This is a genomic window from Paenibacillus shirakamiensis (genome assembly GCF_017874255.1).
GTDB lineage: Bacteria > Bacillota > Bacilli > Paenibacillales > Paenibacillaceae > Fontibacillus > Fontibacillus shirakamiensis.
The window spans coordinates 45,790-59,418 of the sequence record NZ_JAGGLD010000005.1 but is presented as its reverse complement, the minus strand read 5'-3'; the positions used below and the strand labels follow the sequence as shown (position 1 = coordinate 59,418).

At 42.3% G+C, this 13,629-nt stretch carries 14 protein-coding genes; all 14 read left to right on the top strand.

Annotated elements, in window-relative coordinates:
- The first annotated feature begins 8 nt into the window (after window positions 1-8).
- The 14 genes from flgL (at window position 9) to J2Z69_RS13750 (ending at window position 13,484) form a co-directional block, all read left to right on the top strand.
- Window positions 9-965: a flagellar hook-associated protein FlgL gene (gene flgL / locus J2Z69_RS13815; protein ID WP_209863734.1), complete on the top strand. Its 957-nt coding sequence runs from the start codon at window positions 9-11 to the stop codon at window positions 963-965.
- Window positions 966-983: 18 nt separating this feature from the next.
- The gene (locus tag J2Z69_RS13810) at window positions 984-1,553 is read left to right on the top strand and encodes a DUF6470 family protein (RefSeq protein ID WP_209863731.1); all 570 of its coding nucleotides are present in this window, start codon (window positions 984-986) and stop codon (window positions 1,551-1,553) included.
- A 63-nt stretch (window positions 1,554-1,616) separates the two neighbouring features.
- Entirely contained in the window at window positions 1,617-2,069 is a 453-nt protein-coding gene (locus tag J2Z69_RS13805) for a flagellar assembly protein FliW (RefSeq protein ID WP_209863728.1), read from the top strand.
- A 2-nt stretch (window positions 2,070-2,071) separates the two neighbouring features.
- The gene (csrA, locus tag J2Z69_RS13800; RefSeq protein WP_209863726.1) at window positions 2,072-2,305 is read left to right on the top strand and encodes a carbon storage regulator CsrA; all 234 of its coding nucleotides are present in this window, start codon (window positions 2,072-2,074) and stop codon (window positions 2,303-2,305) included.
- A 150-nt stretch (window positions 2,306-2,455) separates the two neighbouring features.
- Window positions 2,456-4,087, top strand: a complete 1,632-nt coding sequence (locus tag J2Z69_RS13795) for a flagellin N-terminal helical domain-containing protein (protein ID WP_209863724.1) — start codon at window positions 2,456-2,458, stop codon at window positions 4,085-4,087.
- A gap of 340 nt (window positions 4,088-4,427) precedes the next feature.
- Complete coding sequence (locus J2Z69_RS13790; protein WP_209863721.1) at window positions 4,428-4,811, top strand: flagellar protein FlaG; 384 nt, start codon at window positions 4,428-4,430, stop codon at window positions 4,809-4,811.
- A gap of 16 nt (window positions 4,812-4,827) precedes the next feature.
- Window positions 4,828-6,393, top strand: coding sequence for a flagellar filament capping protein FliD (fliD, locus tag J2Z69_RS13785; protein WP_209863719.1), 1,566 nt, complete (start codon window positions 4,828-4,830; stop codon window positions 6,391-6,393).
- Window positions 6,394-6,423: 30 nt separating this feature from the next.
- Complete coding sequence (gene fliS / locus J2Z69_RS13780) at window positions 6,424-6,828, top strand: flagellar export chaperone FliS (RefSeq protein ID WP_209863717.1); 405 nt, start codon at window positions 6,424-6,426, stop codon at window positions 6,826-6,828.
- A complete protein-coding gene (fliT, locus tag J2Z69_RS13775) occupies window positions 6,821-7,156 on the top strand; it encodes a flagellar protein FliT (RefSeq protein WP_209863714.1) in 336 nt (111 codons plus the stop codon). The genes fliS and fliT overlap by 8 nt, the downstream gene beginning before the upstream one ends.
- Window positions 7,157-7,463: 307 nt before the next feature.
- Window positions 7,464-7,661 carry a cold shock domain-containing protein gene (locus J2Z69_RS13770; RefSeq protein WP_209863711.1) on the top strand — a complete coding sequence of 66 codons (198 nt, stop codon included), beginning with the start codon at window positions 7,464-7,466 and terminating at the stop codon, window positions 7,659-7,661.
- A gap of 419 nt (window positions 7,662-8,080) precedes the next feature.
- Window positions 8,081-8,650 carry a ribosome hibernation-promoting factor, HPF/YfiA family gene (gene hpf, locus J2Z69_RS13765; RefSeq protein ID WP_209863709.1) on the top strand — a complete coding sequence of 190 codons (570 nt, stop codon included), beginning with the start codon at window positions 8,081-8,083 and terminating at the stop codon, window positions 8,648-8,650.
- A gap of 178 nt (window positions 8,651-8,828) precedes the next feature.
- Window positions 8,829-11,330: a preprotein translocase subunit SecA gene (gene secA / locus J2Z69_RS13760; protein WP_209863707.1), complete on the top strand. Its 2,502-nt coding sequence runs from the start codon at window positions 8,829-8,831 to the stop codon at window positions 11,328-11,330.
- A 60-nt stretch (window positions 11,331-11,390) separates the two neighbouring features.
- A protein-coding gene (prfB, locus tag J2Z69_RS13755) for a peptide chain release factor 2 (protein ID WP_209863703.1) occupies window positions 11,391-12,504 on the top strand; the annotation gives its coding sequence in 2 pieces (ribosomal slippage) (window positions 11,391-11,462 and window positions 11,464-12,504; 1,113 coding nt in all).
- 92 nt (window positions 12,505-12,596) lie between these two features.
- The gene (locus J2Z69_RS13750) at window positions 12,597-13,484 is read left to right on the top strand and encodes a YitT family protein (protein ID WP_209863700.1); all 888 of its coding nucleotides are present in this window, start codon (window positions 12,597-12,599) and stop codon (window positions 13,482-13,484) included.
- Window positions 13,485-13,629: the final 145 nt, after the last annotated feature.

The window sequence follows — 13,629 nt, the reverse complement described above, 5'->3', positions numbered from 1 at the left end:
TACTTGAGATGTTAAGAATCACCTCGAATATGATGAGCTCTCAGTTGATGCTCAATTTAAATCGCAATGCACAAGCGATGAATACTACACAAAATCAGCTAGCTACCGGACGTAAGCTCAACAAGCCTTCCGATGATCCTGTGGGAATTACATATTCGCTGCGTTATCGCGGAGAAATAGCTTCCAATGAACAATATACAAAAAATGTAGATGGGGCTTTATCTTGGTTAGATTTTAATGATACGGTACTGAGTCAGACGGGACAGGTAGTTCAGCGGTTGCGTGATCTATCCGTACAGGCTGCGACAGGAAGCAACCCTCAGTCTGCCTTGGATAGCATTAAGGAAGAGGTTGGGCAACTTAAGGAGCAACTAATAGATATTGCTAACAGTAAGCTTAACGGAAAATATATTTTTAATGGGGAATCTTACGATAAGAAACCTTATGATTTTCCTAAGAATGCGGATGGTACTTCGAATATAACAGGTTTGAACACAGATGGAACAGCGAATGGGACGGGCATTACCAATCTTCAAACGGATAAAGGACTTATTAATTATTCAGTTGGCGACAGTGTGCAGCTTCCTATTAATTTGACTGGCACAGATGTGTTCGGTAACGGAACCGATGCAGATAATATTTTTAAGATTATGGATGATTTAACTCAGAATTTAACGAGTATGAACTTTACAGGCATTTCAGCACAGTTGGATAAAATCGACAGTCGCATGGAGACGATTCTAACGACTCGTGCGGAACTTGGGGCCAAGTCCAACCGAATCGAGTTAATGCAAGGTAGACTTTCGGATTTGAATACAAATTTGACAGACCTTCAATCCAAGACAGAAGATGCGGACTATGCCGAGCTAATTATGAAGTCCAAGATTCAGGAAAATATCTATAATGCTTCACTATCCGCAGGTTCTAAAATCATACAACCTACCCTAGTTGATTTTCTGAGATAGAGATAGGAGGTCCGGTTCGTGTCTATACAGCCCATGTTGCAAATACAACAAACCCCTGCTCTAATAGGTATCGATGCGGATCCGGGTCAGTTCTCGATTCAACAACCGAAGGCAGAAGTAAGTATGAATACTCGGCCGGCACAGCTGGAGATTCATCAATATCAGCCGGAGCTGCAAGTGGACTCTTCTATGGCTCGTTCTGCTTTTACAGGTGGCAATATGATTGATATGAATGCTCGAATCTATTCGGGCTTTCAGGACCTCTATTTACAGGGCATAGCCAGAAGAGTGGAAGAAGGAAATCGTGCAGCATACATCCAGGGTTCAGGGAATACGATTGCTGAGATCTACGGTGAAGACTGGCAACCGATAGGCTTGCCCGAATTTCGTACGCCTGCTTCTAGCGATAATGTAGAGGTTAGGTTCAATGTGACACCACCAGACATTAAGTTTCATAAAGCTGAAACGGACATTCAAGTAGAGATTCATCGTCCTGAAATCGAGTATAAGCGAGGAAAGCTTAACATTTATATGCAGCAGTATGCATCCGTGAAGTATACTCCTCCAGAAATAGATATCCATAAGTAAAGAATATAGGGCACCGTAAGGTGCTTTTGTTGATTTTAAATTTGATTAAGGAGTGAATAGACCGTGAGAATACAGACGTCTTCATGGGGAGAACTCGAAATTAGCGAGGAACAGATTTATCATTTTTCTAGAGGGTTACCGGGGTTTGATGAGGAGACGACATTTGCTTTAATCTCGTTAGAAGATGGCGCATTCTCTTGTCTACAATCCCTAAATGAACATGAGTTGGCATTCTTGTTAGTAGATCCTTTTGAATACTATGCCAGTTATGAATTTGAACTGCCATCAGTAGACATGGAAGAGCTTGAAGTGAGTGAGCAAGTCATTCTTGTGCGCTGTATGATCTCATTAAAAGAGTCATTGGAAGACTCCACTATTAATCTGTTGGCTCCAATTATCTTGAATCCCGAGAAGCGGGTTGCCAAGCAAATTGTGCTTCATAATTCGGCTTACCAGACAAAACACGCTTTATGGATGAAAGAACCATCCGTGCTTTCTGTAAAGGAAGGTGAATAATTATGCTCGTATTGTCCCGCAAAAAGGGTGAATCGATCATTATCCAGGACCAAATTGAAGTGTCCATACTTAGTGTAGAGGGAGATACGATAAAAGTAGGCATCACCGCACCGGCACATATCGATATTTTTCGTAAAGAGGTTTATTTGTCTATTCAAGAGAGCAATCGAGAATCTGCCGCACCTACTCCTTCCACGCTAGAAGCATTCATGCAAAGACTCCGAAATCAAAAATAAAAATTAAAAAATACTATTCAGCTCTAAAGTGTTCGGGTACACGTGTCGATATAAATATTAGATGCTGAGTCGGCAGGGCGGCCGACCTTAACGGGTCAGCATTTACCACATGGATGTGGAACTAACTTAATTTCAGGGAGGAAATACACAATGATTATCAACCACAATATTACTGCACTTAACACACACCGTCAGTTGTCTTCTAACTCTGCTGCAACAAGTAAGAACATCGAGAAACTATCTTCAGGTCTTCGCATCAACCGTGCTGGTGATGACGCAGCGGGCCTAGCAATCTCCGAAAAAATGCGCGGTCAAATCCGCGGTTTGGATATGGCTTCCAAGAATGCACAAGATGGTATCTCTTTGATCCAAACAGCTGAAGGTGCTTTGAATGAAACTCATAGCATTCTGCAACGCGTTCGTGAACTTTCCGTTCAATCTTCTAACGGCACTAACACAGAAGAAGATCGTAAAGCGCTACAAAGTGAAGTAGGTCAGTTGAAAGAAGAAATCGACCGCATCGGTAACACTACAGAGTTCAATACCAAAAAATTGTTGAACGGTGCTTTGAAAACTGCTGGTGCTTCTGTAGGTCTTGATTCCACTACAGGTACAGCAGTAGGCAAACAAACAGCTGCTGTAGCAACTGCAACAGCTACGATGAAATCAGCAGCATTGGTTGGGACAAATGACTTTGTAAGTGAAAAAATTAAAATTGATGGTACTGAAATTAAAGTTGATTGGCAAAACCTGTCAACTGACGAGCAAAATGTAATTACAGCAGGAACAGGAACAGGTGCAACTGCAACGGGAATGAAAGCAGCGGCTGAATTAATTGTTAGCAAAATTAATGATGCTATTGATAAATCAGGTGCAAATGTTGCGCATATTTCTGGTTATGTGGATGCCGATAAGCTAGTACTTGAAAGTGGTTCTAAAGGAACTACTTCCGAAATTAAAACTGCAAGTGCGACTGCATCAATTGCAGGTAAATTCTTAGGTGCAGCGGGTGCAGCTGCGACGAATTTGGGAACAAGCACTTACAATGGAACTACAGTAGCAACTGGTAGTAAATTCAACTTCCAAATTGGAGATACTAAACTTCAAGCAGTATTGACAGGTGATATTGATAACACGAAATCAATGAAAGATGCTGCAACACAATTACAAACGGACATTAACACAGCTATTGCAGCTGCTAATGTAGCAGCAGGAGCAAGTAAAGATGGAGATTTCGGTTATATCAAAAATGTTAAAGTAAATGCTCAGTCTGATGGACGTTTTGAAATCGTAAGTGAGAGCGGTCCAATTAATTTAGAAGATCTTGCAGGTAAATCAACTGTTAAAGACCTTGGGTTGTCCCAAGCGCAAACTGATGCGTCTGGTAATGGTGGAGTTACGTTCCAAATCGGTGCTAACAAAGGCCAAAGCATTACTTTCGGAGTGAATGACATGCGTTCTGCTGCTCTAGGTATTGCTGGAGTAGATATTTCTACAACTGCGGGCGCTTCAGGTGCTATCACTTCTTTGGACAAAGCAATCAGCTCAGTTTCCAGCGAACGTGCTAAACTTGGTGCGGTTCAAAACCGTTTGGAACACACCATCAACAACTTGAACACATCTTCCGAGAACTTGACTGCTGCTGAATCCCGTGTACGTGACGTGGATATGGCTAAGGAAATGATGGAGCAAACTAAGAACAACATCCTTGCACAAGCTGCACAAGCTATGTTGGCTCAAGCGAACCAACAGCCACAAGGCGTTCTTCAATTGCTTCGTTAATTTTAAGGTGTTACCAAGAGATCCTAGATATTCTAGGATCTCTTTTTTGTTTTCATATTAGTTAATACTTATTAGTTAATATTTGATTCGAGCTTCAACAAATTTTCTCTAAATTAAAGAAGACTCATATCAGCAATTGGAATGTGCATTTATTGCTAGTTATAAAGCCCTATTGAAATGGATTGCCTACCTCGGTATATTAATCTTTCTAATTCATGAACTACAAAAAATCTAAGGATACTCATAATTATTTATTAAATGATATTGTTGCTTTCCCTAAATTTGGACAGCCCATAGACCGATAATATAGAATATATCATTTCCGTCGGAGGTTATTAGGATGAATGTACAATTCTCTCTAACAGCGAGTACGGCATCTCAGAGTAAGCCAGAATTAGCGGTTCCCGTTGAGTCAGCAGCTTCAGCATACAGTGCATCATCCATACGTAATGTTAAGGATTTAACTTTAAAGGAACAGCAAGGGGTATCTATTCCAGTTAGTGAGGAACAGCTAATCCGGACCATTGACCGCGCAGTAAAATCATTACAAGGACCTCAGACTACGCTGGATATCAGCATTCATGAGAAAACCCATCAAATTATGGTCAAAGTACTTAATAAAGACACCGGAGAAGTAATTCGCGAAGTTCCCCCAGAGAAGACGCTTGATCTAGTAGCTAAAATGATGGAATTGGCCGGAATTATGATAGACGAGAAGGTGTAAGGAGGAATCAAGTGATATGACACTACGAGTTAACGGATTTTCAGGTATGGATGTAGACAGCATGGTCAAGCAGTTAATGACAGCTAAGCGAATTCCTCTGGACAAGCTTAATCAACAGAAAACATACCTTTCCTGGCAACGTGACAGCTACCGTGAGCTGAACAGTAAGATATTTGATTTCAAACAGAACAAGCTAACAGATACATTCGGTAAGTCTATTTCAATGTCTACTCGGCAAGCTGTGTTAACAGGAAATACCGATGCCATAAAGGCTGATGCAACAGCAGGAGCAACGGGTGCGTCGATGACAGTTAACGTAACCCAATTGGCAACCAAGGCTAATATACAGCCACAGGGCAAGATGGAAGCAGCTGAAGTTAAAGATGCTAATGGTGCGGTAGTTACGCCAGTAAAAACCGCCTCCCTATCGACTACTTTAGCGGGATTAAGCGCTTATAAGGTATCTACTCCCCCACCAGCCGTTGATATGCCAGAAGAATTCCAGTTAACTATTAATAAAACGGATTTGAAATTCGCCAGTACAGATTCTATTACTACTGTAATTAGTAAGATCAATAGCTCACAAGCAGGGGTAATTGCCTCCTTTAATGAGATTAGTGGAGAATTTTCCTTCACTGCCAAAGATTTTGGAAGTACTGACATAGCCATATCTGAAAGTTATACAGGTACACCAACCAAGAATGTTACCATGTTACAACTTTTGAATGTCGATCCTAATCTATCAGGTAAAAATAACTCAGCTAAAGGTTCAGTAGTTGAAGTGAGTACGCTAAATTCAGATGGTACATCATCAACCCCGGTAACGTTCAATTCCAAGAACAATACAGTGGCGGTGAACGGTATAACCATTACCTTGTTAAAGGAATCAAAGGGTAGTCCGACCTCCATTGCTACCACAGTCGATCCAACCAAAGCAGTAGATACAATTAAAGCATTCGTTCAAAACTATAATGACTTGCTGAAAACTATGAATACCAAGGTGGATGAAGAGAAATATCGTGATTTCTCTCCATTGACGGATGAACAGAGATCCAGTATGAAGGAAAGTGAAATTACATCTTGGGAAGCTAAAGCTAAAAGCGGGTTACTTAAGAACGATGATATACTTAAAGGAACTATTTCATCAATGCGTTCAATTATCAATGAGAGTCTAGGACCCTTGAGTTCAATGGGAATTACTACTGGGCAATATTACGAGGGCGGAAAGCTTTATATTGATGAAGATAAGCTGAAATTAGCCCTACAAAGTAATCCTCAACAGGCAACAGAGGTATTTCAAGGTAGCGGTATATTCAACAAGTTAAACACTGCAATGACAGAAACCATGAAGAAGTTCTCAGACCGGGCAGGTACGAATAAGTTCAGTGGGGATCTTAGCAGTGCATTCAAAAGTGAAAGTGTTATGGGTAAAGCCTTAAAAGACTATACATCTCGTATCGCTGCAATGACTACTCGTCTTAACGATGCTGAGACGCGCTATTACAAACAATTCTCAGCTATGGAAACTGCTATGAACAAGTTGCAATCTCAGTCGTCCAGTCTCTTCGGAAGTACGTCGTAACAGATTTTAAAAAGCAAAGGATGAAGGCACTTGATTACATCTCCTTACGAAAAATACCGTCAGTCATCCGTTCAAACGTCAACACCCGGGCAATTGTTGCTCAAGCTTTATGATGGTGCGATCCGGTTCATTCGCTTAGGGATTGAGGGCTTGCAAAGCAAAGATATTGGGAAAGCCAATCTCAATTTGGGAAAAGCTCAGAGTATTGTGGGTGAGTTAATCGCCTCTTTGGATAGATCCTATGATGTATCTGAGGGTCTCGCCTCCATGTACGATTACATTAATCATCTGCTAGTCGAAGCGAACATCAAGAAAACTACAGAACCTGCAACCGAGGCGCTTGGATATCTAGCAGACCTCAGGGAGACTTTCGCCCAGGCAGCGAAACTTATCGTTGCTAGACAAGGTCAGAATTCAGAGACGTTGCATGGATAATGCAATCTCGAAGTTGGAAGAGTTAACGGAAACCCTAGTTAGCCACCTTCAACATATATCATCAGAAGATTTAGAAGCTTTTTTGGAAAGACGTCAGCAGATTATAGGCGAAATCACTTTCTTAAAACAGGAGGCTCCATATACTCCAGACCAAGTAGAACGCTTGAATCAGATCGTGGAGCAAGATTCTCTTATCCTTAATCGGATGTCTACGCTGAAGGACGAAGCTTCAAATTGGCTTCAAAACCGTGGACAAGCCAAAACACAACGTAATGCATATGAGGCTGCGTATTCCCCCGATAGCATGCTCATGGATCGCAGAGAATAAAATAGTTTTTGTAAAATAACTATATTTTTATAAAGTAAAACCAGTCAGCATAAGGAGCATCCAGTTTTTTCGAAGTTAGTTTAGGGTTAGTTTAAAGCGAAATATGAAATTCAAACCTCCAGAAGGAGCCTCTCACTGAGGCTCTTTTTTTGTCGAATTACAGCTGGGGGAATTATGTCAAAATCAGACAAATGAAGCAACAAAATATTACATTTTCTCCGATTGACACCCTTCAATTATGGATGGTATATTCGGAAATGTGAGGTACACTCACACTTTTATTTGACGAAGAAGGGAATGTTAGGGCATGCAAGGTAAAGTTAAATGGTTCAATGCTGAGAAGGGTTATGGTTTCATCGAGACTGAAGATGGAGGAGATGTTTTCGTTCATTTCTCCGCAATTCAGACTGAAGGATTTAAGACGCTTGAAGAAGGTCAAGGCGTAGAATTCGATATCGTAGAAGGTGCACGCGGACCACAAGCCGCTAACGTAACCAAGCTATAATCATCCCGGCTCTTGCCGACCCATATAATTCGGTAACGATGGTTAACCATGGAATTCGCTAGCAACAGACTCTGGAATATTCCAGGGTCTTTTTTGATTAGGTTTGAACTGTCTCTTGTTTATTCTGATCAATATTGGTCTGTTATTAATTTCTTATCAATTTATTCAATCTATTCAATCTATTATCAATCTGTTATCTTGTTTTTGATTACTTTTCGATCTCTTAAGTTGATCTCTTAGTAATTTGTTTTCAAGTTATATGATAAGTGTATAACTCTATGATTTAACCAGTTAATTTTGCTCCAAACACACTTCCCAAAAAATTCACATTTTCCCTTATAAATCGCCTTTACACGACCAAGACATTTTAACTCAGCGCTTACATATGGTATACTAAAGTGGCAAAGGAGGAGTGCCCAATGAATTATAGTATTCGTGGACAACATATTGACGTGACTGATGCCTTGCATGATTATGTGGACAAGAAACTCAGCCGACTTGAAAAGTACTTTGATGCACCTCCCACCTCAGACGGGTTCGTAACGCTGAACGCGATTCGAGGACTGCACACCGTGGAGGTTACTATTCCACTTACAGGATTTATGCTCCGGGCGGAAGATAAGAGTGACGACATGTATGCATCTATTGATGCAGTCGTGGATAAGCTCGAACGTCAGATTCGCAAGCATAAGACCAAAGTAAACCGTAAATTCCGCCAAGAAGGCAGCTTGAAGACTTTATTCGTAGAAGAGGCTGTAGAAGGCAATGTGCTCGTGGACGATAATTATGATGATTCTCTCATCGATGAGGATTTGGAAGTAGTACGTACGAAGCGTTTTACTTTTAAACCGATGGATGTAGAGGAAGCCATTCTACAAATGAACATGGTTGGACATGAATTCTTTGTATTTTCAAATGTAGATACACGAGAGGTTAACGTGGTATACAAGCGAAATGACGGGAAATACGGACTCATTGAACAAACTTAAATTGGAATTGAACTAACCTATACGGTACAGATTGAGCTTTATCCGCTTTGCGGGTAAGGCTCTTTATTCATATATAGAGAAAATGGCTTTCGCAGTCAGGGCACAGCTTGTTGCGGCTTGCACTACAAACTGTTACAATTTAGGCAAATCATCTGTTTATGCGTGAAAGGGGAAAACCATGCTAGGACTAGTGAAAAAGATATTTGGCGACACGAATGAACGTGATGTTAAGCGTCTTATGAAGACGGTCGACATGATTAATACATTGGAACCCAAATTTGTGGAACTCTCAGACGAGCAGCTTCAACATAAAACTGTAGAATTTAGAGAACGTTTGGAAAAAGGCGAAAGTCTGGATGACCTACTACCTGAAGCTTTTGCAACGGTGCGGGAAACTTCCAAGCGTGTACTTGGCAAACGTCATTATGATGTTCAATTAGTTGGCGGCATTGCTCTGCATGAAGGTAGAATTGCGGAGATGAAGACTGGAGAAGGCAAAACATTGGTCGGATCCCTTCCAGTTTATTTAAATGCGCTTACAGGTAAAGGTGTGCATGTAGTAACTGTGAATGACTATCTAGCTCAGCGGGATAGTGCTGAAATGGGACAAATCTATAATTTTCTAGGAATGACTGTAGGCATTAACCTAAGTGGGATGCAGCATGAAGAGAAACAAGAAGCTTATGCCTGCGATGTTACTTACGGAACGAACAATGAGTTTGGTTTTGACTATTTGCGCGATAACATGGTGCTGTATAAGGAGCAGATGGTTCAGCGTCCGCTCTATTTCTGTATCATTGATGAAGTGGACTCCATTCTTGTAGACGAAGCTCGTACACCGCTAATTATCTCAGGCCAAGCTCAGAAATCTACAGAGCTCTACTACGCCGCAGATCGCTTTGTAAAGCGTCTGGAAGCGGAAGAGGACTACACTGTGGATATCAAAGTCAAATCCGTTGCCCTGACTGAAAAAGGGGTATCCAAAGCGGAGAAAGCCTTTGGACTTGAAAATTTGTATGATCAAGCTCATGTAACCATGAATCATCATATTGTTCAAGCTTTGAAAGCGAATGTGATCATGCGCCGAGATGTGGACTATGTCGTTACCGAAGATGAAGTGGTAATTGTAGATGAGTTCACAGGCCGCCTTATGGCGGGTCGTCGTTACTCGGATGGTCTTCACCAAGCGATTGAAGCTAAAGAAGGCATTGAAGTTCAGAACGAGAGCATGACGCTTGCAACGATTACGTTCCAGAACTACTTCCGGATGTACCGCAAGTTAGGTGGGATGACGGGTACGGCGAAGACAGAAGAAGAAGAATTCAAGAAAATCTACGGTCTTGAAGTCCTTCAAGTTCCGACGAACCGGCCGAATCAGCGTCAGGATAATCCCGATGTTGTGTACAAAAGTGAGGCGGGTAAGTTCAAAGCTGTCGTTGAAGAAATCGTTAGCCGCCATGCAACGAATCAACCGGTGCTTGTAGGTACAGTATCTATCGAGAACTCCGAGTTGCTTCACGAAATGTTAAAACGTAAGGGTGTTACACATAAAGTCTTGAATGCCAAATACCATGCGGAAGAAGCTGAGATTATTTCTCGCGCAGGTGAGCCGGGTTCTGTAACGATTGCTACTAACATGGCGGGACGCGGAACGGACATTTTGCTAGGTAATGGAGTATCTGATGTGGGAGGTCTGCACATCATTGGTACAGAACGTCATGAATCACGCCGAATCGATAATCAGCTTCGCGGCCGTGCGGGTCGTCAAGGGGACCCCGGTTCCACGCAGTTCTATCTATCCTTAGGCGATGAGCTTATGAAGCGTTTTGGTGCAGATAATGTACTTGCTATGATGGATCGTCTAGGCTTTGATGAAGATTCACCGATTGAGAGCAAAATGATTACACGTGCCATTGAATCCGCTCAGAAGCGCGTTGAAGGGAACAACTTTGACGTACGTAAAGTGGTTCTTCAATACGACGATGTTATGAATCAACAACGTGAGATTATTTACAAGCAGCGCCGCGAGATTCTCGAGTCTGAGAACATTAAGCAGATTGTTATGGAAATGATTAAGCCTGTGATCGACCGTGTTGTTCAAGCGCATTGTAGCGATGATATTCCAGAGAACTGGGAACTGGAAGAAGTGGCAGAATACGTGAACAATAAGTTGCTGGACGAAGGTAGCCTGACCAAAGATGAACTGTGGGGCAAAGAGCCAGAAGAAATTACTGAATTCATCTTTAATAAAGTGCAGGAGAAATATGATACACGTGAAGAACATATCGGATCTGAGATGATTCGTGAGTTCGAGAAAGTTATCGTGCTTCGTGCAGTCGATAGCAAATGGATGGATCATATCGATGCGATGGATCAGCTTCGTCAAGGGATTCACTTGCGTGCTTATGGCGGTACCGATCCACTGCGTGAATATCAATTCGAAGGCTTCGAAATGTTCAATGCAATGACAGCGAGTATCCAAGAGGAAGTCGCTACGTATATTATGAAAGCTCAAATCGAGAGCAATCAGGAACGTCAGACCGTTATCGAAGAGAACCAGATTTCGACAAACGGAGAACCGGCCGAGAAGCATCCGGTGCAGCGCGGCGAACAAATTGGTCGGAATGACGACTGTCCGTGCGGTAGCGGCAAGAAATACAAACATTGCCACGGGGAGTAAGGTTCCTAGCAATGAAATATGTAAGAACAAGGTAACAATGTAGAAAAGGTGGCTTCAGCTATGATGGATCCGAGTATTAAGCAAGACCTTCGTGTTATAGCCGAGAAATTATCCAACCTCAGGGGGTCTCTTTGACTTAACGTATAAGCAAGAGATCATTGCTAACTACGAGGAGAAGATGGCAGCCCCCGATTTCTGGGATGATAGTGATGCTGCTCAAAAGCTTATTGCGGACATGAATGCGATCAAGTCCTTTGTAGATGAGTACAATAAGCTCCAGGCAGAGAACGACGATATTGTAGTTATGATTGAGTTAGCTGAGGAAGAAGCGGACGAATCACTGTTTGTAGAGATTGAGGCTTCCGTCGCTCGTCTAATCAAGAGCCTAGATGACTTTCAGCTCCAGCTTTTGCTTAGTGAGCCTTATGATAAGCTGAATGCGATATTGGAGTTGCACCCGGGTGCAGGAGGTACCGAGTCTCAGGACTGGGGCCAAATGCTGCTTCGGATGTATACACGCTGGGCAGAGAAACGCGGATTTAAGGTAGAAGTGATGGACTATCTGCCAGGAGATGAAGCGGGAATTAAGAGTGTCACCTTATTAATCAAAGGATATAATGCCTATGGTTATCTTAAAGCGGAGAAAGGGGTACACCGACTCGTTCGGATTTCTCCTTTCGACTCTTCGGGACGTCGACATACTTCCTTTGTATCCTGCGATGTGGTGCCTGAGATTACCGAAGATGTAGATGTAGAGATTCGTACAGAAGATCTGAAGATTGATACCTACCGTGCTAGTGGTGCGGGTGGACAACATATTAACACCACAGATTCTGCGGTACGGATTACGCATCTACCTTCGGGTATTGTAGTTACCTGTCAAAATGAACGCTCCCAGATTAAAAACCGGGATCAAGCGATGACTATGCTTCGTTCCAAGCTCTATGAGAAGAAGATTGAGGAACAGAAGAAGCAACTGGACGAGATTCGCGGCGAACAATCAGAGATTGCATGGGGTAGCCAGATTCGCTCTTATGTATTCCATCCCTACAGTATGGTGAAGGATCATAGGACCTCAGTAGAGACGGGGAATACAGGTGCTGTCATGGATGGGGAGATTGATCCTTTCATTGATGGTTATCTTCGGAGTCAGATTAAGCTGGAAAGTGAATAATACTTATAGAATTAATGTTCCTGCACAAGCTAACCTTGTGTGGGAATTTTTTTGGTCACTAATGCTTCAACGAAGTAAAGAGGAGTAGTGGAATGCAGCCTATTAGCCGCAAAAAAAGAGTACAAGAATATTTTCCAGTTCATGGACCTGGTCGTCATGCGCTAGACAGTTTGATGATTGTAGTAGGGTCTTTCATTACCGCCTTAGCTTTTAATATGTTTTTGCTTCCTAATCACATCGCATCGGGCGGGGTCTCAGGGCTATCCGTCGTTGTGAACTCTCTATTTGGCATTGAACCTGCTTATGTTCAGTGGGCGCTGAATATTCCGCTATTTGCTGCGGGATTTTTCCTTTTGGGACGTAACTATGCTATACGATCTTTGCTGGGGACTATAATTCTACCGTTGTTTGTTTATTTAACTAAGGAATTACCTGTACCAACAACGGATCCACTACTAGCTTCCCTGTATGGTGGAATCGGTGTGGGGTTGGGACTGGGTATCGTCTTCCGCGGCCGTGGGTCAACAGGAGGTTTCTCAACCTTAGCTCAAATCATTCAAAAATACAGTGGTCTAAGTCTATCGACATGCGTAGTTCTCATGGATGGTTTGGTAATTACCTTAGCCGGGTTCATTCTTTCTCCGGAGAAAGCTCTGTATGCTCTAATTGGGCTGTATATTACGGGTAAAATAATTGATGGGGTTGAACTTGGGCTCAACTATACTAAAGTAGCTTATATTATCGCAGATCGTACGGAAGAAATATCCTCTGCTATCTTTACCCATCTAGATCGGGGGCTTACCAAGCTGTCGGCTAGAGGTGGTTATACCGGGGATGATCGAACTGTACTCATGGTTGTAGTCGGGCAAAGTGAAGTTACACGTCTGAAGACCTTAGTGCAGCAACTGGAACCTACGGCGTTCGTTATTATTTCAAATGCGCATGAAGTGCTAGGAGAAGGGTTCAAGCGGCACAACTAGACGGCAGAAGTGAACATGAGGTAAGGGTATGTAAGTATCAAGTTATTTATTAGAGAGAACTTTGACGATCGTTAAGGTTCTCTTTTTTATGCGTAGAACAGTGGACTGTCTTATCTAAATTGAATGAGTCAGCACCTCCGTCTAA

What these genes read in the sequence shown, in the direction of transcription:
- flgL (WP_209863734.1), top strand. Translation starts at nt 9, where the DNA reads ATGTTAAGAATCACCTCGAATATGATGAGCTCTCAGTTGATGCTCAAT.
- csrA (WP_209863726.1), top strand. Translation starts at nt 2,072, where the DNA reads ATGCTCGTATTGTCCCGCAAAAAGGGTGAATCGATCATTATCCAGGAC.
- J2Z69_RS13795 (WP_209863724.1), top strand. Translation starts at nt 2,456, where the DNA reads ATGATTATCAACCACAATATTACTGCACTTAACACACACCGTCAGTTG.
- J2Z69_RS13790 (WP_209863721.1), top strand. Translation starts at nt 4,428, where the DNA reads ATGAATGTACAATTCTCTCTAACAGCGAGTACGGCATCTCAGAGTAAG.
- fliD (WP_209863719.1), top strand. Translation starts at nt 4,828, where the DNA reads ATGACACTACGAGTTAACGGATTTTCAGGTATGGATGTAGACAGCATG.
- fliT (WP_209863714.1), top strand. Translation starts at nt 6,821, where the DNA reads ATGGATAATGCAATCTCGAAGTTGGAAGAGTTAACGGAAACCCTAGTT.
- J2Z69_RS13770 (WP_209863711.1), top strand. Translation starts at nt 7,464, where the DNA reads ATGCAAGGTAAAGTTAAATGGTTCAATGCTGAGAAGGGTTATGGTTTC.
- hpf (WP_209863709.1), top strand. Translation starts at nt 8,081, where the DNA reads ATGAATTATAGTATTCGTGGACAACATATTGACGTGACTGATGCCTTG.
- secA (WP_209863707.1), top strand. Translation starts at nt 8,829, where the DNA reads ATGCTAGGACTAGTGAAAAAGATATTTGGCGACACGAATGAACGTGAT.
- J2Z69_RS13750 (WP_209863700.1), top strand. Translation starts at nt 12,597, where the DNA reads ATGCAGCCTATTAGCCGCAAAAAAAGAGTACAAGAATATTTTCCAGTT.